General features: G+C 64.2%; 21 protein-coding genes. 9 read left to right on the top strand and 12 right to left on the bottom strand.

Going from position 1 to position 23329, the window contains the following annotated elements; genetic code table 11:
• Positions 1–30 precede the first annotated feature (30 nt).
• Entirely contained in the window at positions 31–453 is a 423-nt protein-coding gene (locus tag CK226_RS04950; protein WP_095791212.1) for a GNAT family N-acetyltransferase, read from the top strand.
• Here CK226_RS04950 and CK226_RS04955 read toward each other — a convergent pair.
• The 9 genes from CK226_RS04955 to murA form a co-directional block, all read right to left on the bottom strand.
• Positions 450–1565 carry an anhydro-N-acetylmuramic acid kinase gene (locus tag CK226_RS04955; protein ID WP_095791213.1) on the bottom strand — a complete coding sequence of 372 codons (1116 nt, stop codon included), beginning with the start codon at positions 1563–1565 and terminating at the stop codon, positions 450–452. The genes CK226_RS04950 and CK226_RS04955 overlap by 4 nt on opposite strands.
• The gene (locus CK226_RS04960) at positions 1565–2566 is read right to left on the bottom strand and encodes a serine hydrolase (RefSeq protein ID WP_095791214.1); all 1002 of its coding nucleotides are present in this window, start codon (positions 2564–2566) and stop codon (positions 1565–1567) included. The genes CK226_RS04955 and CK226_RS04960 overlap by 1 nt, the downstream gene beginning before the upstream one ends.
• A 223-nt stretch (positions 2567–2789) precedes the next feature.
• Positions 2790–4538, bottom strand: a complete 1749-nt coding sequence (locus tag CK226_RS04970) for an ABC transporter ATP-binding protein (protein ID WP_095791215.1) — start codon at positions 4536–4538, stop codon at positions 2790–2792.
• A complete protein-coding gene (locus CK226_RS04975) occupies positions 4535–5374 on the bottom strand; it encodes an ABC transporter permease (RefSeq protein WP_095791216.1) in 840 nt (279 codons plus the stop codon). Before CK226_RS04975 ends, CK226_RS04970 begins: the two co-directional genes overlap by 4 nt.
• The gene (locus tag CK226_RS04980) at positions 5374–6333 is read right to left on the bottom strand and encodes an ABC transporter permease (RefSeq protein WP_095791217.1); all 960 of its coding nucleotides are present in this window, start codon (positions 6331–6333) and stop codon (positions 5374–5376) included. The genes CK226_RS04975 and CK226_RS04980 overlap by 1 nt, the downstream gene beginning before the upstream one ends.
• A gap of 34 nt (positions 6334–6367) precedes the next feature.
• Positions 6368–7885, bottom strand: coding sequence for an ABC transporter substrate-binding protein (locus tag CK226_RS04985; RefSeq protein WP_095791218.1), 1518 nt, complete (start codon positions 7883–7885; stop codon positions 6368–6370).
• A 124-nt stretch (positions 7886–8009) separates the two neighbouring features.
• Complete coding sequence (gene murQ / locus CK226_RS04990; RefSeq protein ID WP_095791219.1) at positions 8010–8933, bottom strand: N-acetylmuramic acid 6-phosphate etherase; 924 nt, start codon at positions 8931–8933, stop codon at positions 8010–8012.
• A 162-nt stretch (positions 8934–9095) separates the two neighbouring features.
• Positions 9096–9980: an N-acetylglucosamine kinase gene (locus CK226_RS04995; RefSeq protein ID WP_095791220.1), complete on the bottom strand. Its 885-nt coding sequence runs from the start codon at positions 9978–9980 to the stop codon at positions 9096–9098.
• Positions 9977–11233: a UDP-N-acetylglucosamine 1-carboxyvinyltransferase gene (gene murA / locus CK226_RS05000; RefSeq protein ID WP_095791221.1), complete on the bottom strand. Its 1257-nt coding sequence runs from the start codon at positions 11231–11233 to the stop codon at positions 9977–9979. The genes CK226_RS04995 and murA overlap by 4 nt, the downstream gene beginning before the upstream one ends.
• 164 nt (positions 11234–11397) lie before the next feature.
• Here murA and CK226_RS05005 point away from each other — a divergent pair, with 164 nt between their 5' ends.
• The 4 genes from CK226_RS05005 to CK226_RS05020 all read left to right on the top strand — a co-directional run bounded on the left by CK226_RS05005 (position 11398) and on the right by CK226_RS05020 (position 15614).
• Positions 11398–12258 (top strand): MurR/RpiR family transcriptional regulator, encoded by an 861-nt coding sequence (locus CK226_RS05005; protein WP_095786716.1) that lies wholly within the window; start codon positions 11398–11400, stop codon positions 12256–12258.
• A gap of 224 nt (positions 12259–12482) precedes the next feature.
• Complete coding sequence (locus tag CK226_RS05010) at positions 12483–13442, top strand: transporter substrate-binding domain-containing protein (protein WP_245437661.1); 960 nt, start codon at positions 12483–12485, stop codon at positions 13440–13442.
• A gap of 1 nt (position 13443) precedes the next feature.
• A complete protein-coding gene (locus CK226_RS05015; protein WP_095791222.1) occupies positions 13444–14805 on the top strand; it encodes a cation:dicarboxylase symporter family transporter in 1362 nt (453 codons plus the stop codon).
• Complete coding sequence (locus tag CK226_RS05020) at positions 14802–15614, top strand: amino acid racemase (protein ID WP_095791223.1); 813 nt, start codon at positions 14802–14804, stop codon at positions 15612–15614. Before CK226_RS05015 ends, CK226_RS05020 begins: the two co-directional genes overlap by 4 nt.
• Positions 15615–15625: 11 nt before the next feature.
• On the opposite strand, the gene CK226_RS05025 is transcribed toward CK226_RS05020, so the two are convergent.
• From CK226_RS05025 to CK226_RS05035, 3 genes are all read right to left on the bottom strand, one after another.
• A complete protein-coding gene (locus tag CK226_RS05025; RefSeq protein WP_179295777.1) occupies positions 15626–15790 on the bottom strand; it encodes a helix-turn-helix transcriptional regulator in 165 nt (54 codons plus the stop codon).
• Between the two features lie 58 nt (positions 15791–15848).
• The gene (locus CK226_RS05030) at positions 15849–17204 is read right to left on the bottom strand and encodes a glutamine synthetase family protein (RefSeq protein WP_095771183.1); all 1356 of its coding nucleotides are present in this window, start codon (positions 17202–17204) and stop codon (positions 15849–15851) included.
• Positions 17205–17493: 289 nt separating this feature from the next.
• Positions 17494–18192 (bottom strand): GntR family transcriptional regulator, encoded by a 699-nt coding sequence (locus CK226_RS05035; protein WP_095791224.1) that lies wholly within the window; start codon positions 18190–18192, stop codon positions 17494–17496.
• A 557-nt stretch (positions 18193–18749) separates the two neighbouring features.
• On the opposite strand from CK226_RS05035, the gene ftsZ reads away from it, so the two are divergent.
• The 4 genes from ftsZ to CK226_RS05055 all read left to right on the top strand — a co-directional run bounded on the left by ftsZ (position 18750) and on the right by CK226_RS05055 (position 23321).
• Positions 18750–19781, top strand: a complete 1032-nt coding sequence (gene ftsZ, locus CK226_RS05040; protein ID WP_095771181.1) for a cell division protein FtsZ — start codon at positions 18750–18752, stop codon at positions 19779–19781.
• Between the two features lie 175 nt (positions 19782–19956).
• Positions 19957–21000, top strand: coding sequence for a substrate-binding domain-containing protein (locus CK226_RS05045; RefSeq protein ID WP_095786712.1), 1044 nt, complete (start codon positions 19957–19959; stop codon positions 20998–21000).
• A gap of 36 nt (positions 21001–21036) precedes the next feature.
• Entirely contained in the window at positions 21037–22308 is a 1272-nt protein-coding gene (locus CK226_RS05050) for an ABC transporter substrate-binding protein (protein ID WP_095791225.1), read from the top strand.
• Positions 22309–22475: 167 nt separating this feature from the next.
• Positions 22476–23321, top strand: coding sequence for a sugar ABC transporter permease (locus CK226_RS05055; protein ID WP_095791226.1), 846 nt, complete (start codon positions 22476–22478; stop codon positions 23319–23321).
• Positions 23322–23329 lie beyond the last annotated feature (8 nt).

Genomic DNA, 23329 nt, shown 5'->3' on the forward strand with positions numbered 1-23329 from the left:
CCATCCAGCCGAGCTTTGCGGAAAGAGCCCATGAACACGACACTCGAAACAACGGCAAACCCCTTGCCGAAAGACCTCGCCTTTCTCGCCGAACGGCTGACGGCATTCAACGACGGCGATGTCGGCGCCTCCCAAAGAAAGGCGCTCGCTGTGTTCGTGCGCGACGAGGATGGCGCGGTCGTCGCGGGCATTTCGGGCTACACCGCTTGGGGCTGGCTCTACGTGCAGTGGCTGTGGGTCGATGAAAGGCTGCGCGGCCAGCACATGGCAGGCCGGATGCTGGACGCGGCCGAGCAGGAAGCCGTGGCGCGCGGTTGCAACAACGCCTGGATCGACACCTTCAATCCAAACGCCGCCAAGGTCTACCAGCGCCAGGGCTATCAGCTCTTCGGCAGGCTGGCCGATTTCCCAGTCGGTCGCAGCCGCATCTTCCTGCAGAAGAGGCTGGTTTAGCCGGCAAGCTTTCCGCCGCGCATCGGCTGCGGCGCACCGGTGGTGCTTGGAAAACTGATCGGCAGGCCGCGCAGCACGCGCACCGCCAGGAAGGCAAAACATTCTGCCTCCACCGCGTCGCCGCTCCAGCCGAGGCTTTCCGCCTGCACCACCTCGACGCCGGCGCGGCTGGCGAGCATTGCCATCATCGTCGGATTGTGGCGCCCGCCGCCGCTGACCACCAATTTTCTGGGCCGGCTCGGCAACAGGTCGAGTGCCTTGCCGACGGCGCTGGCGGTGAAGGCGGTTAGCAGGGCCGCGCCATCCTCGGCATTGAGGCCGTCGGCCATGGCTGCGCCGAAATCGAAACGGTCCAGCGATTTGGGATAGGGCTTGGTCAGATAGGGATGCTGCAACAGCTTGGCGAGCCGGGCCTCGTCGACCTTGCCCGCGCGGCCGAGCGCGCCGTCGCGATCCATGTCGCCGAGCCCCTTCGATTTGATGAAATCGTTGAGCGGCGCATTGGCCGGTCCCGTGTCGAAGGCGACGACATTGTCGGCGCCGTCCCACCAGGTGATGTTGGCGACGCCGCCGAGATTGAGCACGCCCACCTCGCCACTGGCGCCGGCGCTGCGCATCAGCGCGGTGTGATAGGCGGCGGCCAGTGGCGCGCCTTGCCCGCCGGCGCGCATGTCGGCCGAGCGGAAATCGTAGGCGACCTTGGTGCCCAATAGGGAATGCATCAGTTCGCCGTCACCCAATTGCCGCGTCTGGCCGAGCCGTCCGACCTGCGGCGCGCGATGCAGCACGGTCTGGCCGTGAAAGCCGACGACGCCGATATCGGCCATCGTCATGCCATAGCCCTCGACCAATTCCTTCACCGCCGCCGACTGGGCACGCGTCAGCGCTTCCTCGGCCTTGCGGAAGATCGCCGGTTCCGGCCCGACAAAATTCCAGGCCCGCGCCGCCGTCAGCGTCTCTTCCAGCAGCGAGCGGATCGATGGGGGATAAGGCATCAGCCGGTAGGTGCCGAAATCATCGATGCGCTCGCCATCGGTCTTGATCAGCGCGACGTCGATATTGCCGTCAAGCACGGTGCCGGTCATCAGGCCGACGGCCCAGATTGGTCCCATCATTGAACTCCATTCATCAGATCGCCGACCGCTTGCCGAAGCTGAACGATTCCGCTGTCGAAATGACGTGTCGGATGGATCCGGTTGGTGAGCAAGGTCCAGGCCTTGCCCTTGTCGAAATCGATCCACAAGCCGGTGCCGGTAAAGCCGGTGTGGCCGATCGTTCCCGGGCTGCACAAGGCCCCGCCGGACCAGCCGTCATAGGAGCGCTCCCAGCCATGGGTGCGGGTGGCGGACAAGGGCGTGCGCATCAGCGCGGTCGAATTCTTGGAAGCACCGGACAGCAGCCCTTGCGCGAAATCAAGCACCGAAGCCGCCGTGCCGAACAGCCCGGCATGACCGGCGCCTTGCAGCGCCGAGCAATTGTCGTCGTGGACCTCGCCGGAGAGCATACGATGACGCCAGGTGCAGTCCTCGGTCGCCGCGGCGGCATCCGGCTCCGTGGACCAGGCAAATCCGGTGCCGGGATCCATGTCGCGGATGGTCTTGCCCGACAGCCGCTCCAGCGCAAAGCCGAGCAGGATGAAATTGATGTCGGAATAGACGGGGTCACGGGCTCGCCATTCGCGCTGCAGGATGAAGGCGCGCAGCAATTCGGGATCGCGCCCGTAAGTGTAGATCGGTTCGACTGCCGGGAAGGGGGTCTGGTGGCCAAGGCACTGGCGGAATGTCACCTTCCGCTCCCACGCCGATTGATCGTACTGGCGAAGGTCGGGCAGCACGGAGGTCAGCGGCGCGTCGAGATCGATGACGCCGGTTTCCGCCAGCGCCAGGATGCGCGGCGTGGTGAAGATGACCTTGGTCAGCGATGCCAGGTCGAACCAGGTTTCGACGGTCATTGGACGCTGCTTGGGCACGAGGTGCGCCGAGCCGATTGCCCTGACGATGCGATGGCCATTGCTGTCGACAATGCCGAGCACGCCGCCGGGAATGCGCTTGGTGGACACCGCGGCTTCCAACGGTGCGAACGCGCGGTCGAAGAGCTGGGCGAGGGCGGTCAACGCCCCCCTCCTCTTGAAAGGCCGAGATCCTTCGCGCCCCCCTCTGTTCTGCCGGACATCTCCCCCACGAGGGGGGAGATCAGTAGCGTTGACGTTCCGCCAGCCTTCCAACGTTGGAGATTTGCGAAAGCCGCGACGACATCCGATCTCCCCCCATGTGGGGGAGATGCCCGGCAGGGCAGAGGGGGGCGCTGTCCCGCTAACCTGAGATATCCCTGGGCCATCACGCCTCGACCCTCGCCATATGATCCCTGCCAAACTGCTCCCATTTCGCCGGCGCCGGCTCGAACCCTTGCGGGCGCACCAGCGAGGGAACCTGGCGGGTGTCGATCTCGAAATGCTCGCGCCGCCGCTCGATGGTCGGAACGGCGGCGATCAGCTTCTTCGTATAGGAGTGCTTCGGTTTCGACAGCACCGAGGCCGTGTCGCCGATCTCGACGATCTGGCCGGCATAGATGACGGCGATGCGGTGCGCGATCCGCTCGACCACCGCCATGTCGTGCGAGATGAAGAGATAGGCCAGACCGAACTCGCGCTGCAATTCGACCAGCAACTCCAGCACCTTGGCCTGCACCGAGACGTCCAGTGCCGACACCGCCTCATCGAGAACGACCACCGACGGGTTGAGCATCAGCGCGCGGGCAATGCACAGCCTCTGCCGCTGGCCGCCAGAGAATTCATGCGGATAGCGCTGCAGGCTATTTCGGGGCAAGCCGACGCGTTCCAGCAGGCTCGCCATTCTGGCGCGTGTCTCGGTGTCCACACGACCACCGTTGGCGATCACCGGTTCGGCCAGGATGCTCTCGATGGCCAGCCTCGGATTGAGCGAGGCGTAGGGGTTCTGAAACACCATCTGCACGGGCTTGGCGCGGCGCTCCGCGGAAGCCGCTCGAGCGCCGACCGAGAAGCTGCCGCGCGTCGAGCGCACCAGTCCGAGCACCGCCTTCGCGGTTGTCGATTTGCCGGAGCCGCTCTCGCCGACGATGGCCAGCGTCTCGCCCGGCATCAGGTCGAAGTCGACGCCGTCGACGGCATGCACGGCGCCGGTGGCGCGGCTGAAGAAATTGCTCTTGAGGGGGAACCGCACCACCAGTCCGTCGACCTTCAAGGCCGGCTCCGTGTTTTCACCCTTGTCGCGCTGGCCGTCCGCGCGCGTCGCGCTTCCATTGGCGAAATGCGGCACGTCCTGCAGCAGATGCTGGGTGTAGGGGTGCCGCGGCCTGTCGAGGATCTGGTTCAGCTCGCCTTGCTCCACGGCTTGCCCGTTCTGCATCACCATCACCTTGTCGGCGATGCCGGCAACCAGGCCGATATCGTGGGTGATGAAGATGACGGACATGCCTGTTTCGCGCTTCAACTCGGCCAGCAGCGCCATGATCTGCGCCTGCACGGTGACGTCGAGCGCGGTGGTCGGCTCGTCGGCGATCAGCAGGCGTGGGTTGCAGGCGAGCGCAATGGCGATCATCACCCTTTGCAGCATGCCGCCCGACAGCCGGTTTGGCGTGTATTTCAGCCGCCGCGCGGCATCGGGAATACGCACGCGGTCGAGCGCATCCCTGGCCGCCGCCGTGGCTTGCCGGCCGGTAAGGCCGCGATGCAGCCGGAACGATTCCTCGATCTGTGTGCCGATGGTCAGCACCGGATTGAGCGAGGTCATCGGCTCCTGGAAGATCATGCCGATCTCGGCGCCGCGAATGCCGGTCAGCTGCGGTTCGGTGGCAGCTATCAGGTCGAAGAGGCTGCCGTCGGCCCGCTTCAGCGTCATCGCGCCGCCGGTGATGCGGCCGCCGCCAAAATCGATCAGCCGGTTGATCGACAGCGCGGTGACGGATTTGCCGGAGCCGCTTTCGCCGACAATGGCAAGTGTTTCACCATCGGCAAGGTCGAAGCTGACGCCGCGCACCACCTCATTGGCGTGCGGATCGCGGCCGAAGCCGACGTGCAGATCACGGACCGACAGCAGCGGCGTCATGCCGGCGCCCTCCGCATCCTGGGGTCGAGGATATCGCGCAAGGCATCACCCAGCAGGTTGAAACCGAGGATACTGATCATTATGGTCAGTCCCGGAAAGATCATCAGCCAGGGCGCGGTCTCCATCAGATTGCGGCTGTCGCTCAGCATCAGGCCGAGCGAGGCGGCCGGCGGCTGTGTGCCCAGCCCAAGGAAGCTCAACCCTGCTTCCGTCAGCAGCGCCCAGGCCAGCGCCAGCGTCACCTGGACGGTCAGCGGCGCCACCAGATTGAGCAACAGATGGCGCGTGACGATATAGGTCGAGCTGCTGCCGAAGGTGCGCGCGGCATCGACGAATTCGCGGGCCTTGAGCGAAAGGGCAGGGCCGCGCACCACGCGTGTGAAAATCGGCGTGTAGACGATGCCGATGGCCACCACGCTGGTCCATGTGCCTGGCCCGGCGACGGTGACAATGAGCAATGCCAGAAGGATCGCGGGGAAGGCCAGCAGCACATCCATGATGCGCATCACTACGCCATCCCAGCGGCGTCCGAGCCAGGCTGCGGCCAGCCCGAGCACGGCGCCGGCAAGGGTCGCGAAGGCCACCGAGAAGAAGGCGACGGTGAAGGATTGGCCGGTGCCGGCCATCAATCGGCTGGCGACGTCGCGGCCGAAAAGGTCGGTGCCCATCCAGTAGGTGCCGTTCGGTGCGTGCAGCCGGTCGACGCGGAACTGCGTGATCGGGTTGTGCGGCGTCAGCCCGAGCAGGCCGAGGATGGCTATCATGAGATAGATGCCGACGATGACGCCGCCGATGCGGCCGCTGCCATGGCCGAAGATGGCGCGCAGGATGCGCATCACTGCTCTCCCAGCCGGATGCGCGGATCGAGCGCGACATAGGCGAGGTCGACCAGGAGATTGACGATCATGAAGTTGAAGGCGATGAACAGCACGGCTCCCTGCACCAGCGCGTAGTCGCGCTGCAGGATGGCGTCCAGCACCATGCGACCGAGGCCGGGCAAGGCATAAATCTGCTCGACGATGACGGCGCCGCCCAGGAGATAGCCGAATTCGATGCCGCTCAGCGTCACCACCGGGATCAGCGCATTGGGGAGCGCATGCCGCCAGATGACGCTGCGGGCCGACGCCCCCTTGCTGCGCGCGGTGCGTACATAGTCGTCGCTCAAAACGTCGAGCATGGCCGAACGCGATATGCGCGTGACCGACGCTGCGAAGGCAAAGCCGAGCGTGATGGCGGGCAGGATCAGTTGGCTGAGATTGCGCAAGGGATCTTGCCAGAGCGGCGCGAATTCGCCCATCGCCGGCAGCACGCCGAAGCCGGCCGACAGCGTATAGATGATCAAGAGACCGAGCACGAAGCTCGGCGTCGACTGGCCGATCATGGCGACGACGCGGACCCCGAGATCGGACGGTTTGTCGCTATGCGTGGCGGCATGGATGCCGGCCGGCATGCCGACGGCAAGCGCGATGACCATCGACAGCAGAGCCAATTCCAGCGTCAGCGGGAAGCGTTCGAGGATGACATCGAGCACCGGCCTGCCATAGGTGACCGAAATGCCGAAATTGCCGTGCAGGATGCCGCCGATCCAGCGCCAGTACTGGACGAACCAGGGCTGGTTGATGCCGAAATAGGCGGCGAGCGAATCCCGCTGTGCCGGCGTCAGCAGCCCCGCCTCCGTCCCCAGCATCGCCGTGATCGAATCGCCCGGCACCATCCGGATCGCCACGAAGACAAGGATGGACACGCCAAGCAGGACGAGAGGAAACGTCGCCAGTCGTCGCATCAGATAGTTCACGCGAAGGATACCTCTCGTCCAATGCCTGCTGCGGCTACTTCTGGATGGTAACCTTGCTCAGGCTGAACAGCGTGCCTGTCGGCGTCGGCACGAAGCCGGCGATGTTCTTCTGCTGGGCCGTGTAGCTGTAGGAGGTGTAGAGCCAGATCCACGGCGACATCTCGGCGAGGTGCTTCTCGAATGCGGCGAAGATCGCCTTGCGTTTGGCCGGTTCGGTCTCGGCGCGGCCCTGCTGCATCTGGCTGTCCAGCGTGTCGTCGATGTAGTTGGCCACCTTCTGCAGATTGCCTGCCTTGGTCCAGTAGCGGTTGTACATCGTGTACGGGTCGGCGCGGCCGCCATTGAGCGCGATCGCCATGTCGAAATCGCCCTTCAGCCAGGCGTCGACATAGACGTTGAGCTCCATCATCTTGATGTCGAGCTTGACGCCGATTTCAGCCAGCTGCGACTGGATGACCTGGGCTTCCGCGGCCGCCGTCGGCGGCTCGCCGGTGGCGCCGATCACGGTCGCCGAAAAGCCGTCGGCAAAGCCGGCCTCGGCCATCAGCTTCTTGGCCTTTTCGACATCGCGCTTGTAGCAGAACAGCTGGCTCGGATCGGTCGCCAGCGCTGGGATGGTCAGCGGTCCGGTGACCTTGCCTTCGCCCAGCGAAGCCGTGTCCAGCACCTCCTGCCGGTCGATGGCGCAGGAGATCGCCTGGCGCACCTTGAGCTCGGTCATCGGCTTGCGCGACGGGTTGAGCTGCAGCACGTGATAGGCAAGCACCGGCACGCGGTTCAGCTGCAGGCTGGCCTCCTTCGGCACCAGTGTCGCGACCAGCGGATCGTTGAGCAGGGCGAAATCGATCTGTTTGGTGCGCATGGCGGCCAGGATCGCCGCTTCGTCCGGCAGCACGCTGATCTCGATGCCGTCGACGCCGGTCGCGCCGCCGGCCCAGTCCTTGTTGGCGCTCAGCATCTCCTTGGCGTTGGGGTCCCATTTGTCGAGCTTGAACGGGCCGGAACCAAGCGCCTTGGTGCCGATCGACCCGGCCTTGATTTCACTGGCTGGGACGATCGCCGCGTTGACATCGCTCATCGCCGTCAGGATCGGCACGTCGGGCTGCGACAAATGGAAGACGACGGTGGCCGCATCAGGCGTGTCGATGCCGGCGATCGACAGGAAATTGGCGCGCGCGGCCGCGCCGGTCTTCTCGTCGAGGATGCGCTCGAACGAGGCCTTGACGTCGGCGGAGGTGACGGCCGTGCCGTCCTGGAATTTCGCCTTGGGATCGAGCTTGAAGGTCAGCTCCTTGCCGTCCTTGGAGAATTCCCAGGAAGTGGCGATTGCCGGGATGATCTGCAGGCTGGCATCGACGCGCACCAGCGGCTCATAGATCAGTTCCAGGAGCCGCAGCGACGAAAAGGCCGTCTGTTTATGCGGATCAAGTCCCGTGGCGTCCTGCGACCACGCCATGTGCAGCGTCGCGGCCTGTGTCGAAACCACAGCCACGCCGAGCATCGCGGCAACCGTGATGGCCGACAGGAGTGTTCTTGTGAGATGCCTTGCCATTTTCGTCTCCCATTATGATTTGAACTTGAGGCCTTGCAGTTTCTACGGACCGCTTCCAAGACACACATGCTTTGGAGTATCGGCCCAGTCTATGCGGCTTCACGCCGTCTTGTCTAAAGCGGCTTCATGCCGTCCTGTCGCTGATCGCCTTTCGCAGGAAACCTCCGGCCTTGCCGAGCGCCGCGCGCGCCGCCTCGACATCGAAGCCTGTGATCGCCACCAGGATCGCCAGCTTCACATCATTGCCGGTCTGGGCGAGCACCTGTTTGGCACGCTGCGCCGTGCAGCCGCTGGTCTGCATGACGATCCTGATGGCTCTCGCGACCAGCTTTTTGTTGGACGGGTTGAGGTCGACCATCAGATTCTCATAGCTCTTGCCGATGCGGATCATCGAGGCCGTGGTCAGCATGTTGAGCACCAGCTTCTGCGCCGTTCCCGACTTCAGCCGGGTCGATCCGGTGAGAACCTCAGGCCCGACGACCGGCGAGATGGCGATGTCGGCGATGCCGGCAATGGTCGATGCCGGATTGCAGGACAGGGCAACCGTGGTCGCGCCGACCTGCTTCGCATAGTTCAGTCCGCCGATGACGTAAGGCGTGCGCCCGCTGACGGCGATGCCCACCACGACATCGTCCGGTGTGAGCCCGATCTCCTGCAGGGCCTGCGCGCCCATTTTCGGGTCATCCTCGGCACCTTCCGTCGACCGCACCAAAGCGTCCGGGCCGCCGGCGATCAGGCCGATCACCATGTCCTCGGGCACGCCGAAGGTGGGCGGGCATTCCGACGCATCGAGGACGCCGAGCCGGCCGCTGGTGCCGGCGCCGACATAGATAAGCCGCGCGCCTTTCTGGAAGGCAAGCACGATCCGGTCGACCGCGGCGGCGATTTCCGGCAGCACCTTTTCGACAGCCACAGGCACAATACTGTCCTCGTCATTGATCTTGCGCAGCACATCGATGGTCGGCAGCAGGTCGATATCCATCGTCCGCGGATTGCGGCCTTCGGAAACCAGTAGGTCCAGCTCAGACATCAACCCTTGCTCGGTCATTCCAGTGCTTTCAAAAAATTCTGCTGCCGGCGTCCGACATGGCTCAACGGGCCCCAGGCACACGGACCTTGGGTCCGTCATCACAGGTTTTTCTTTGTTAACTTTTTAGAATTGGATATTCGTATCGTCAACAGGAAATTGGAATATTTTATTCCTATGTCGCTAAGCCTGCCCTACGCAGAATGATCTCTTGGCAAGGATGATCGCACCGGACACGGCGTCGCCGTCGGCGGGCTTCAGGCGGCGCCTTACATCGGGCGAAAGCCAGGGTTCGAGCGGGCTGGCGAGGCCGCCCAGCAGGGTCACGCGCGGCGCGCCTTTTTCGAACAGCACCCGCACCAGCGTGTCGATCTGCTCGGCGGCACTTTGCACGATGCGTCGTCCGGCCGGATCGCCCTGGTCGGCATGGCGCATCACCATCGGCGCCAGCGCGGCGTAATCCGTGGCACTGGCGCCGTCCATCCAGGCGACCGCTTCCATGGGATCGCCCTCGAAGCGCTGCATCACTTCCGCCAGCAGCGCCGTCCGCTCGTGCCGCCCGTCATGGGCGCGCAACGCCATTTGCACGGCTTTCAGGCCGAGATCGGCGCCGCTGCCTTCGTCGGAGATCGGAAAACCGTAGCCGCCGACGCGCAGGTCGCGCCCTTCGACGAAGCCGAGGCCGATCGAGCCGGTCCCGGCAATTACGATGGCGCCATCCCTGCCGGAATGGGCGCCCAGGCAGGCGCCGACACCGTCGCTGACGTAATCGATGCTCGCAAAGGGGTGCGCGATCGCCCGCAGCACTTCCAACGCGCCCTTCCGGCCGATACCGGCAAGCCCGATGCCGGCGCGGATCCGGGAGGTCTCGCTCGGCCCAAAGCCAGCCTCCTCGATCGCCGCACCAAAGGCTTTGGCTATGGAGGCCCAGGCCGCGTCGATGCCGAGCCGCGTCGTCGCCGGGCCGGACAGGCCCTGTCCAAGCACGTAGCCTTCCGCCTCTTCGATACGAGCCCTGCAGCCGGTGCCGCCACCATCGACGCCGAGAAAATAGTCAGCGCCGCTCATGTGCTCAGCCGCTCGATGTCGGCACCGCAAAGCCGCAGCTTGCGGTCCAACTGCTCATAGCCGCGGTCGAGATGATAGACGCGGTTGATGATCGTCCCGCCTTCGCTGACCAGCGCTGCCAGAACCAGCGACACCGAGGCGCGCAGGTCGGTGGCCATCACCTGCGCGCCATGCAGTTTCTCGCCGCCGCGCACCAAAGCCATGGTGCCTTGCAGCTTGATGTTGGCGCCGAGGCGCATCAGTTCGGGCACATGCATGAAGCGGTTCTCGAAGATGGTTTCACGCAGCAGCGACGCACCCTCGGCGCAACACATCAGCGCCATGAACTGTGCCTGCAGGTCGGTCGGAAACCCCGGATAGGGTTCCGTCGTGAGATCGGCGGCCTTGAGCGGCCGGTCGCGCGACACGATGAGCCCGCGATCACCGGGCCAGACGCTGACGCCGGTGGTTTCCAGCAATTGCACCACCGAGGCCATATGCTCGAGCCGGGCATGGGTGAGCTCGAGCTGGCCGCCGGTGATTGCCGCGGCGATGGCATAGGTCCCGGCCTCGATGCGGTCGGGAATGATGTCGTGCCTGGCCGCGTGCCAACCGGTGTCGCCGGCGATCAGGATGCGGTGCGTGCCGGCGCCCTCGATGCGCGCTCCCATGGCGTTGAGGCAAGCGGCGAGATCGGCCACTTCCGGCTCGCGCGCCGCGTTGAGGATCTCGGTTTCGCCCCTGGCCGTGGTCGCCGCCATCATGGCGGTTTCCGTTGCCCCGACGGACGGCGAGCTGAGCACGATGCGCGTCCCGGTCAGCCCGCTCGGCGCCGAAGCGACGATCAGGCCATTCTCGATGGCGATCTTGGCGCCGAGCGCGGCGAGGGCGGCGACATGCATGTCGACCGGCCGCGCGCCGATCGCGCAGCCGCCCGGCAGCGAAACACGGGCATGGCCGAAACGGGCCAGCAGCGGCGCCAGAACCAGCACCGTCGCGCGCATTTTTCGTACCGTGTCGTAGGATGTCTCCTTGGAAACGGCGGCACTTGTGTCGATCATCGCGGCATGCGCCGATCGCGTCACTTCGGCGCCGTGAAGCCGCACCACGCCCAGCATGTTCTCGACGTCGGTCACATCAGGCAAATTGGTCAGCTCGAGCGGGTAGGGGCTGAGCAGGGCGGCCGCGATCTGTGGCAAGGCAGCGTTCTTGGCGCCGGAAATGGTGACCGCGCCTTCCAGTCTTGGTCCGCCGACGATCCGCAATCTGTCCATGGCTGAACCCTTTCGTGGCGAAAGCCCGGTCGGAGGCCGGTCTCTCCGGGAGAGCCATTCGATTCTCGAACCTGGCAGGTTCGAGATTTAATTCTGCGTTCTTGGCTGTCAATCGAAATTGGAATATTTTATTCCTCCGAGCATCGAAGCGCTCCTGAGGGTCCATGTCCGTTCTCAAGAAGATCAATGCGAAGCTCGACGGCATGGCGCCCGGCGACCGCGAGATCGGCCAGTACATCGTCGACAATCCCGACCAGATGCTGCGCCTGTCGACGGCAGCGCTGGCAGCCGAGATCGGCCGTAGTCAGTCGAGTGTCGTCAAGTTCAGCCAGAAGCTCGGCTATGCCAGCTACCAGGAGCTCAAGCTCGCCGTCAGCGAGGCCAAGGCACAGGACTGGCAGGTGCCGGCCGGCGTCATCCACGGCTCGATCGAGGTTGGAGACACCTATCCGGTCATCCTCAAGAAACTGATCGGCAGCAAGCTTCTATCGATGCAGCAGACCGTCGCCGCCAACAGCGAGCGCATCATCTCCCGGACGCTTGAGCTGCTCGATGGCGCGCGCCGCATCCACCTGGTCGGCGTCGGCGCCTCCTCGCTGGTGGCGCGCGATTTCTCCTACAAGCTGATGAAGCTCGGCCGCAACGTGCTGCACGACAGCGACAGCCACATCCAGATGGCCAATGCCGCGACGCTCGGGCCTGGCGACGTGTTGTTCGCGCTGTCCTATTCCGGCGCCAGCATCGAAACCTTGCGCATCGCCGAGCTCGCCGCCAAGCGCGGCACGACAGTGATCGCCGTCACCGGCCTGCACGACAATCCGCTGAGCCGGGTCGCCGACATCCGCCTCTACACCATCGCCGACGAGGAGCGCGCGCGCTCTTCCTCAATCACCGCACGCGACGCGCAGCTGACGCTGACCGATCTGTTGTTCATCCTTTTTCTGCAGAAGCAGCCGGACGCCAACGACTATGTCCACAACAGCGAGGCGGCGGTCTCGGTGCTGAAGGCCGAGCGGTCCTCGTAGGCGTAGGCCGCCTGGTCGGCGGATGGGTTATCGCTGGCGGGGTCAGCAAAGCGCTACCAGGTCGTGTGCACCCTCAGCTTGAACGAACGGCCTTCGGCCAGGCGCGCCCGGTGCCGATCCAACCACCGGCTTGAACCGGCAGGTCGGCCCGCGATTGCCCTCAAACGTGCAGCAACGCGCCCATTTCCGCGATCTTATCTATCAGGAAATACTTATATTTTGAGATGCTGTGCCGCTTCGCTCACTATCCAGAAAGAGCGCAATGTAAAATATACGCTTACTTAACCTCCGCGTGCATACTGCGGAGTGGGCAGACCTGCTTGCTTGCTCTCCCGCACGAATTGAGAATGCGCATGTCGGTTACGCGTCGTACGCTGCTTATGGCCGGAAGCGGTGGGTTGCTGATCTCGCAGGCTCAGGCGGCCAGCACTCAGGCGCAGGACGCCCCAAAGCCCGTCGCAGGCGGCGATGTGTTGCGTATCGCAATGCCGGCTTTTGCTTCCAATCCGTTCTTCCCGGCCGATGGGCTGGGCGACAATGGCATAGACATGGAACTGGCGCACGGCATCGCTGCGCAGCTTGGCGTGGAGCCGGTGTTCGACCGCTCCGCCGCAACATTCGACGGCATGGTGAACCTGGTGAGTTCCGGCCAAGCGGATCTGGCGATCGGCAAGCTCAGCCGGACCCTTCAGCGCGGTCGGTCGATCGTCTATTCCCGGCCCTACGCCATGCTGCGCCAAGGGCTGATCGCCAACCGGCTCAACCTGGCGCGTATTGCGCAAGGCAAGCCGCCCGAGCAGATCATCCGCGAATTCACGGGCGATCTCGGCGTGATCGAGGGCTCTTCATTCGCCACCTATGCGCCGACAACCTTCCCGCACGCGCAGATCCGCCGCTTCGCCAGCTGGGATTTGATCATCGATGCGATCCGCAACGGGACGCTCGACATGGCCTACCGCGATGATTTCGAGATCAAGAAGCTGATGGTCGACGATCCGTCGATGACGGTCGTCGCGCGCTCGATCACGCTGACCGACAAAGTCGACACCATCGCCGTCGGCGTGCGGCCGGACAATCCGCACCTCGCGGCCTTTGTCGACCTCTATCTCGATCTCGCCCGGGGGCAGCAGGTCCTCAACACGGACGAGATCATCGCCCGCTATCGCCAGGGGAGCAAAGCCTGACATGGCCATCTCCGACGTAGCCGGTCCCGTGCCTTTCGATTGGCGCCTCGCGGCAAGGCGCATCTTGCGCTCGCCGGTGACGACGCTCGCGATGATCGGGGCAGGGATCCTGTGCGGTCTCTACTATCCGGCCTTTGCCCATGCGATCAGCCCTGTCGCGCAGCTCTACCTGAATTTCCTCAAGATGGTCGTCCTGCCTTACCTGGTCTCGTCGGTCATCTTCTCCATCACGGCGATGGTCCAGGACCCCAAATCGGTGCGTTACCTCGGCAAGGTGGGTATGGCCGTTCTGGTCGTGTCGTTCCTGGGCGTACTGGTGAGCGGCAGCTTGTCGCTGATCCTCCAGCCGGGCCAGATCGAGAACCACCAGTCGCGAATCGAGCTTGGCGAGTTCATCAATTCGCAGGGCAGCGTCTCCACCGATCTCGCCTTCCCGTTCCAGCCGCCATCCAATGAAGGCGCCGACAGCGGGCATTCGATCCTGCTCGACCTGGTGCCGAACAATGTCTTCAACGCGCTGGCCTCGGGCCAGACCATCCAGGTCCTGCTGTTCTGCCTGCTTTTCGGGCTCGCCATGGGCAAGATCCCCCAACCTTCATCCATGAGCCTGACTCAGGCGCTCAACGCGGTCTACCGGGCCTGTACGGTCCTCACCAACTGGTTCATCTGGGGATTGCCCTTCGCAACCTTCATCCTGATCGCGGACCAGGCTGCGACGACCGGGACCAAGCCGCTCATGCTGATGGGCGGTTACCTGCTGGTGATGGGGCTTTCCTGCCTCATATTCGTCGCCGGCGCCTTTGCCATTATCGCCATCCGGTCGCGGCGCAGCTACTGGACGACGATCAAGACCTGCCAGCCCCTGCTGATGGTGGCCATCACCACGCGCTCCACCGTCGCTTCGCTGCCGTGGGTCATCAACCTGTTGAGCGAGCGCCTGCGGTTCAACCTCGTGGTCGTCGAACTGCTGGTGCCGCTGCAGGCGGCATTGCTGCGCACCGGCCCGGCGCTGCTCTACACCTCGGGCACCCTGTTCATCGCCCAGCTCTACGGCCATCCGCTCGGCGTGTCTAACCTCGTGCTGGTCGGCATCGCTTCCGCGCTTCTCGCGCTCACGACCGGCGGCATGGGCAGCCTGCTCATCCTGTCCCAGATGTCCATCGTGTGCGGCTACCTGAAGCTCCCCTTTGAAGCGGCGTTTGCCCTGTTCGTCGCGGTGGATGCGGCCGTGGACACGTTCATGACGCTGGCCAGCGTTTGCACGGTCGCGGCGAGCACGGCAATGGTCGCGCCCAGCCACAGGGAGGCGACGCAGCCTGTCGAAACCGTCTCGGAACAGCTCGAAGCCGAGCCGGTCCGATGATCGACGACAGCATCCGTCCCCAACTCGGCATTATCGGCGGCCTCGGGCCGCTTGCATCGGCCGACTTCTACTTCAAGCTGACCCGAATGACCCAGGCATTCCGGGACAACGACCATGTGCCTGCCGTCATCCTCAGTGTGCCACAGCTGCCCGACAGGACCGAGGCGATCCTTGGCAACCATGACGGACCGCTGGCGCCTCTGAAAGCCGCGGTCTCGACGCTCAATGTGCTCGGTGTTACCTGTATTGCCATGCCTTGCAACACCGCCCATCATTGGTACGACCAACTGGCGGCGAATTCGCAAGCGCAGATCATCCATATCGGCGACGCAGCCGTGGCCGAAACGCGTCGTGGCCTGGACCGGGGCCGGGTTGCGATTCTCGCCACCCAGGGCACGCTGGTCTCCGGCTTCTATCAGGACAAGATGTCGGCGGCGGGATTTGGGCTCTGCCTTCCCGCGAACACCGAGTTCCAGGAGCGCGTCGACAACGCGATCAGTCTCGTCAAGGCCGGTTCGACGATGGAGGCGGCGATCGAGACCGAGCGCGCGCTTGATATCGCGCAAACGGCCGGCGCCGATGCCGCCCTTCTTGGCTGCACCGAACTGTCGGTGGTGGCCGCCAGCCTCAACGATGTCAGTGGATTGGTCGTCATCGACAGCAATGCGGCCCTGGCGCGAGCCTGTCTGACACGATTGGGTTTCGGTGCGCAAGACGCTCGGGGCCTGCTGGCCGTACCGCAGCTGCCGGGACATGACCGATCGCTGCACGCCAGTTCTGTCATACTGGCTAGATGCTCGGTTCCATGAAGGTGGAAATGTCACGGGCTGCCGGCGCTCTTCATCCAGGCGCCGGGCGTCACTCCGACCACGGACTTGAACACGCGCGTCAGATGCGCCTGGCCGAAGAAGCCGGTCGCTTCCGCGGCAAGCGCGGCGGCGTCATGTGCCATCATCGCCTTCGGCCTGCCGATCCGCGTCTGCATCTGCCAGCAATGCGGCTGCTGGAAAGTCGTCCGCGCCGATGCTTATGGTCAGTTGAGCCTAAACGCTTTCGAGATAGGTCTCGATCTCGAAATCGCTGACGTTGAGAGCAAACGTATTCAACTCCTGGCGTTTGCAGGCGACGAAGGAGTCGCGCAGGATCGCCGGGAAGATCTCCGCCACATGCGTACCGCTTTCGAAGGTGGCGATCGCCGAGGCCCAGTCCGGCGGCAGCTTGGCTGGTGCCGCGCCTTGTCCGTCGCTCCCGGTCGGCTCGCCCGGCGACATCTGCCTTTCGATGCCGATCAGGGCCGCGCCCAATATGGCGGCAAGCACCAGATAGGGATTGGCGTCCGCCCCCGACACGCGATGCTCGATGCGGCGCGCTCCGGTCGGGCCGCCGGGAATGCGGATCGCGACCATGCGGTTCTCGTAACCCCAGGCGACCGCGGTCGGCGCATAGGAACGCGGGCGGAGCCTGCGGTAGGAATTGAAGTGCGGTGCGAACACCAGCGTGCTCTCGGCCATCGCCGCCAACAGCCCGCCGACCGCGTGGCGCATGGTTTCCGAGCCCTGGTCGGTGCCGTCGTCGAACACATTGCGCCCTTCGGCGTCGACCAGGCTGAAATGGACGTGAAAGCCGTTGCCGGCGCGGTCGCCATAGGGTTTGGCCATGAAGCAGGCGGCAAAGCCGTGCTTGCGGGCAATGCCCTTCACCGTGCGCTTGAACAGCACGGCGTCGTCGGCCGCCCGCAGCGCGTCGGCGACATGGTTCAGATTGATCTCGAACTGGCCGACGCCATTTTCGGCAATCGCCGTGTCGACGGGAATGCCTTGCGCCCGGCAGGCTTCGTAGACGTCGTGGATGAAGGCTTCGAAATCGTCGATCTCGTCGATCGACAGCGCCGCGTCGGAATCGAGGCGCCGCCCGGTGACCGGCGAGACAGGGCCGACCGGCCGCTGCGATTGCGGATCAACCAGATAGAATTCAAGTTCCGTTGCCGCGACCGGGGTCAGGCCGAGCGCCCTGTAGCGGTCGAGGATACGGGCCAGCGCCCGCCGCGGATCGCCGAGATACGGCGCGCCGCTTTCATCGGCGAGCCAGAGCGGGACAAGCGCGGTCGGATGCGCCGTCCAGTCCACCGGCAGGATGCCGCGTCCCGTCCATTGGCAGAGTCCATCGGCATCGCCGGTGGAGAAGACCAGCGTGTTGCCTTCGATATCCTCGCCCCAGATGTCGAGCCCGATCAGCGAATAGGGCATGCGCAGCTTGCCTTCCAGCGCCTTGCGGGCCTGCTCCACCGGTATGCGTTTTCCCCGCATGACGCCGTTGAGGTCGCACACCGCCGCCCTCAGGCTCTGTATGTCGCTTCTGCTTTCAAGCCAGCTCAGAACGTCCGCAATTGCATCGCTCAATTTTAAAACCTCTGGTTTTCGAAGGTGCCCAAGCCCTGCCGGCTGCGCTATCCCTGGTAAAAAATGCTTGTGAGTTTTCGGAAAGCCTATCCAGCCACTGCGGGATATTTTTCCTTATTTTTTCAAGTCACTAGCTGGGATATCGGGAGGCATTTCAAAACCAATTGCGCGATCTGCGATCGCAACATAAGGGCTAGAAGGCGGAAAGCCAAGGGGCATTCGGCATGCCTGCTTCGCCGCCGGGCTGGCACGATCGGCCTTTGGGGCGAGCGACTATCGCCGTCCAATCCTAGCCTCTGGCGCCCGGAAATCTGGCCTGGCGCAGGATGTGCGCCGCGCCTTCGTCGATGTCGCGAGCGATGGCCGCGCGAGCACGCGCCGCGTCCTGCGCCTCGATCGCGGCGACGACTTCCTCGTGATAGTCGATGTCGAGGATGGAGGCGAGATCGTCCTCGAACCCCATGGCGAGGTTCCTGAGGAAGGGGCCGACCTGCATCCACACGGTCTCGATCAAGAAGATCATCTGCTCGTTACCACAATGGCGATAGATCGAGAATTTGAAGGCGTAATTCTTCCTGAGATAGTCGTCGATATCGCCCTCGCGCGCAGCCAGGGTCAATTCGGTGCTGTGGCGTCGGATCGTCCGCAGATTGTTGCCGTTGATGCGCTTTGTCGCGAGTTCGGTCGCCGAGCCTTCCAGAATCGTGCGCACGGCGGTCAATTGCGAAAACCGTTCGGCCGAAATGACCGGCACTTCGACGCTGCCGTTCGGCATCGGGCTTAGCGCGCGCAGCGCCTGCAGCCGCATGAAGGCGCTGCGCACTGGCATGTCGCTGGTGCCGAGTTCCTTGGCGAGCTTGCGCGACGTCAGCTTCTGGCCGGGCGTGAACTGGCCCGACATCAGTGCCCGCACAAGCTCCAGATAGACCTTCTCATGCAGGGGTACGCTGTCGATGGCGCTCAGCCCGAATTGTGTTCTGTCGGCCATTGGCGGGCGCTACTTCGTTCGTTCTGAAATCTGGCCTGACGACGGCAGCCGCAGGTGATCCTGATTGGGCCGAGCACGGCGGACGCCGAAGTCAGCGATATATCGGTGCATGATAGACGCCTCAATCGTTACGCGGCAAGCCGTCAGCAATGCGGCCAAAGGGGCAGGTAGCGCGGCACGAAGCCGGCGCACGTGGTAGACTGTCCTGCAGCCCGGTTTCGCGCAGCTCGGACAAAGCAGCCGGGCTTTGTCGGTGATTGGCATGCATATCAGCGTATGCGCCATGTATCGCGTTCGCCTCGCCGCAATGTACGCTGGGCAGCGCAATTGCTGGCCTTTCGGCTTGGTTTGCCGGCACGCGGCATCCGCTTGGCGGTTTGCAATATCGCGATCACAAATCTTGACCTTGCGCGCACTTGCACGTCCGGCCGCTCTCTGGCTTTTTGGGGCACCCATCCGAACGGACTGATTCGCGTCATGTCGCTCGATTGCAATGTCTTGCAGACAGTCTGCTCGTGGGTCGTGAAGCGCGCGCAATTGGCGAAGGAGAAGCAGGCATGGCCGAGTTCAAGAAGCCGGAAATCTCCGAGATGAGGCCCAAGATCACCGTTATCGGCGTCGGCGGCGGTGGCGGCAACGCCATCAACAACATGATCGTGGAGCAGCTTCAGGGCACTGAATTCATTGCCGCCAACACAGATGCCCAGGCGCTGACCATGTCGAAGGCGACGCGGCTGATCCAGCTTGGCGCGCATGTCACCGAAGGTCTGGGCGCCGGCTCGCTGCCCGAGATCGGCCGCGCCGCGGCCGAGGAATCGCTCGACGAGATCATGGACCATCTGGCCGGCACGCATATGTGCTTCGTTACTGCCGGCATGGGCGGCGGCACCGGCACCGGCGCAGCCCCGATCATCGCGCAAGCGGCGCGCAAGGCCGGCATACTGACGGTGGGCGTCGTCACCAAGCCCTTCACTTTCGAGGGCCGGCGTCGCATGCAGATGGCCGAGGAGGGCATCGAGCGGCTGCGCGAAGCCGCCGACACCGTGATCGTCATCCCGAACCAGAACCTGTTTAGGATCGCCGATGCCAAGACCACCTTCGCCGATGCCTTCGTCATTGCCGACCGGGTGCTTTATTCCGGCGTCAGCTGCATCACCGATCTCATCGTCAAGGAAGGCCTGATCAATCTCGACTTCGCCGACGTCAAATCGGTCATGCGCGGCATGGGCCGCGCCATGATGGGAACCGGCGAGGCATCAGGCGAAAGCCGGGCGATGAAGGCGGCGGAAGCCGCGATCGCCAACCCACTGCTCGACGAAGTGTCGATGAAGGGCGCCAAGGGCGTGCTGGTCTCGATATCGGGCGGCCGCGACATGACCCTGTTCGAGGTCGACGAGGCCGCCACCCGCATCCGCGAAGAGGTCTACGAGGATGCCGATATCATCGTCGGCGCCATCTTCGACAAGAGCATGGAAGGCCGTTTCAGGGTTTCCGTGGTAGCAACCGGTCTCGATAGGGCGATCGGCGACGCCGATGCCGGCATCGCGCATGACCATTCCATGCCATCCGCCGCGCGGATCTTGCAGTAGACTTTTCTCTTCGAATTGACGGGGCCTCGGAGAGGCGGCCTGCGGAGTTACGCAGGCGCGCCGCATTTGCTTGCGTTCCCTTGGACAAAGCGGCGACTTCCGATTGAAATTTAAAACGTTTGCATTTTTGCAAAAGGCAATTACAAACGTTTCAAACTCGCCTGAGGGAGGATCGATGACCACCCGCGTCATCACGCTGAAGGAGCTTGCGGCAAGCCTCGACCTGTCGATCACGACGGTTTCGCGGGCGCTTGCCGGCCATGAGCAGATCGCGCTGAAGACGCGTGAGCGCGTCGCGCAGGCGGCGCGCCAGGCCGGCTATGTGCCCAACACCGCGGCGCGTACGCTCGTCTCGGGTCGCAGCGGTTTCGTCGGCCTCGTCCTGCCGATACGCGGCCCCAATCTTGTCGATTCCTTCCTGGGCGAATTCGTCACCGGGCTCGGCGAAGGGCTGGTCTCGCATGGCGCCGACCTCATTTTGGCCACGGCCGCACTTGGCCATTCCGAACTGTCGGTGCTGCGCCACGTCGTCGAATCGGGGCGCGCCGATGGCGTCGTCGTCACCCGCATTGCCGAGACCGACGAGCGCCTTGCCTATCTGCGCGAGCGTGGCTTCCCGTTCGTCGCTCACGGCCGGCTGCTCGACAGCGACTTTGGCTACAACTGGCTCGACACGGATGGCGCGCACGCCTTCGGCGAAGCCTTTGACATGCTCTATGATCTCGGCCACCGCCATTTCGGCCTGGTGACGATCTCGGAAGCGATGACCTTTCGCCATCTCAGGCAAGATGGCCTTGCCGCGGCCATCGCCCGGCGGGGCGACCCCTCGGTGCGGCTCGACGTGGTCACGGCGCCGCGCTTCGACCAAGAGGCGCGCATCGAGGCCGTCAACCGGATGCTGCGAGGCCCCGACAGGCCGACGGCCATTGTCGCTTTGTTCGACGAACTGGCGCTGACCGTGATGGAGGAGGCCGCCCGTGCGGGGCTCGGTGTGCCGCGCGACCTGTCCGTTATCGGCTTCGACAACATCGCCGCCTCCGCCTATGCGCCGCCGGGCCTCACCACATTCGACGCCTCGATCCGCCACTGCGCGCGCGAGATCGCCGACATGCTGCTCACTGTCATTGCCGAGAAACCCGGCAAGCCGCTGACGCGGCTGATCCGGCCGACACTGGTAGCGCGGGCAAGCCATGGGCCGGCGCCACGGACAAGAAGCTGACGCCGCAATGCCGGCGCATATCCAGGGAGGAAGACCATGATGAGAGCATTGAAGACACTGGCTGGTGCCGCGCTGGCGCTGTCGATCGCCGTCGGTGGCGCCCAGGCTCAGCAGGTGCTGTTTTGGTCGACACAGGCGCGCCCGGTCGAGGAGACGCAGAAGATGCGCGACGAGGTGCTGAAAGGCTTCGAAGGCGCGGTCGACTATCAGGTTGCCGAGGACGGTCCCTGGCTCACCCGCCTGCAGGCGGAATTGCAGGCCGGCTCCGGCACGATCGGCCTGCTTGGCGGCCTGCACGGCGATTTCTCCACGGTCGGCGCCAATCTTGTCGACCTGTCGGCTGTCGATGTCGGCGGGGTCAAGGTCAACGAGGCCTACAAGAAGCTCGGCATGCTCGGCACCGGCGAGCAGAGATACCTGCCCTGGATGCAGGCCACCTACCTGATGGCGGCCAACAAGCAGGCGCTGCAATATCTGCCGGCGGGCACCGATCTCAACACCATCACCTATGACCAGCTGATCGAATGGTCGAAGAACATCGCCGAGAAGACCGGCTCGCCGAAATTCGGTTTTCCGGCTGGCCCCAAGGGACTGAAGCATCGCTTCTTCGAAGGCTTTCTCTATCCGTCCTACACCGGTTCGATGGTCACGAAATTCCGTTCGGCCGAGGCCGAGACGGCGTGGAACAGGTTCAAGGAATTGTGGCAGTACACCAACCCGAACTCGACCAACTATGCCTTCATGCAGGAGCCGCTGCTTTCGGGCGAAGTCTGGGTGGCGTTCGACCATGTCGCGAGGCTCGCCGATGCCTTCAACAAGAAGCCGGATCAGTTTGTCGCTTTTCCCGCGCCGGCCGGGCCTGCCGGCCGCGGCTTCATGCCTGTCGTGGCCGGCATTGCCATTCCGAAGACCTCGCCGGACCAGGAGAAGGCCAAGGCGCTGGTCGCCTATATGCTGAAGCCGGAAACACAGATCGCGACGCTCAAGGCGACCAATTTCTTCCCCGTCGTCGACGTCAAGCTGCCCGACGACATGCCGGCCTCGGTCAAGGCGTTCGGCCCTGCCATCGCCACCATGACCGGTGCTCCCGATGCAGTGCCGGCGCTGTTGCCGATGGGGCTCGGCGACCTCGGCGGCAAGTTCAATCAGGTCTACACCGACTCCTTCGAGCGCATCGTGCTCGGCGGTGAGGACGTGCACGGCGTCCTCGAACAGCAGGCGGCCGCCCTGAAGGCGATCATCGACCAGGCGAAGGCGCCATGCTGGGCGCCCGACAAGCCATCCCAGGGCGCTTGCCCGGTGGAATAGGCAGACCATGATCCCGAACCGAAGGACCGCGTCAGCGAAAAGTGGAAGCCGGATTTCGCAAGAGATCATGGTCAAACGATAAGACATCCTCCCGAGGGGGCGTCCGGAGTTTGTTGCACTCCGGGCGCCCAGGCCGCGGCACGGCGGCATCGCAAAGGACAAACACCATGCACGGAAAGGCTCTGCCCTATCTGCTGTTGATGCCGGCGACGCTGTTCCTGTGGATCTTCTTCCTCTATCCATTCGCGCTCGTCGCCTTCGAGGCGGTCACCCGCGACGGCGCCTTCACCCTCGACAATTTCCGCACCATGGCGGGCAGCTGGAAATTCCCCGCCACGGTGCGCAACACCTTGCTGCTTGCCGCGATCGTCGTGCCGATCCAACTGACCATGGCGTTGCTGATGGCCAGCGTCGTGTCGCGGCTGGAGACCGGGCGCAGCGCAGCCCTTTACGTCTTCGCCATTCCGCTCGGCATTTCCGACCTCGCCGCCGGCCTGATCTGGCTCGCCATCTTCGACCAGTCCGGCTTCCTCAACACGCTGCTTTCCAGCCTGGGGGTCGTCGACAGGCCGGTCATGTTCCTCGGCTACCAGAGCAAGCTGACCATCTTCATCGCCGTGGCGCTGGCGGAGATCTGGCGGGCCACTGCAATCATGATGGTCATCCTCGTCGCCGGCATGGGCCTGATCCCCAAGGAATATTACGAGGCGGCCGAGGTGTTCGGGGCAAGCCCGTGGCAGCGCTTTGTGCGCATCACGCTGCCGTTGCTGCGCCCCAGCCTGCAGACGGCGATCATCCTGCGCGTCATCCTCGCCTTCGAGGTCTTCGCCGTGGTCGCGGCACTCGGCGGTACCAATCTGCCGGTGCTGATGGGCGAAACCTACAACTGGCAGTTCACGCTGCAGGACCGCAATGTCGCCGCCGCCTCGGCGCTGCTCATCCTCGCCATCTCGATCGGCTTCACGCTGTTTTTCCTCAGGGTGCTGCGTGTGCCCAAGGAGGCACGGATATGAAGGAGGCC

It is taken from the genome of Mesorhizobium sp. WSM4311, from assembly GCF_002295115.1.
GTDB lineage: Bacteria > Pseudomonadota > Alphaproteobacteria > Rhizobiales > Rhizobiaceae > Mesorhizobium.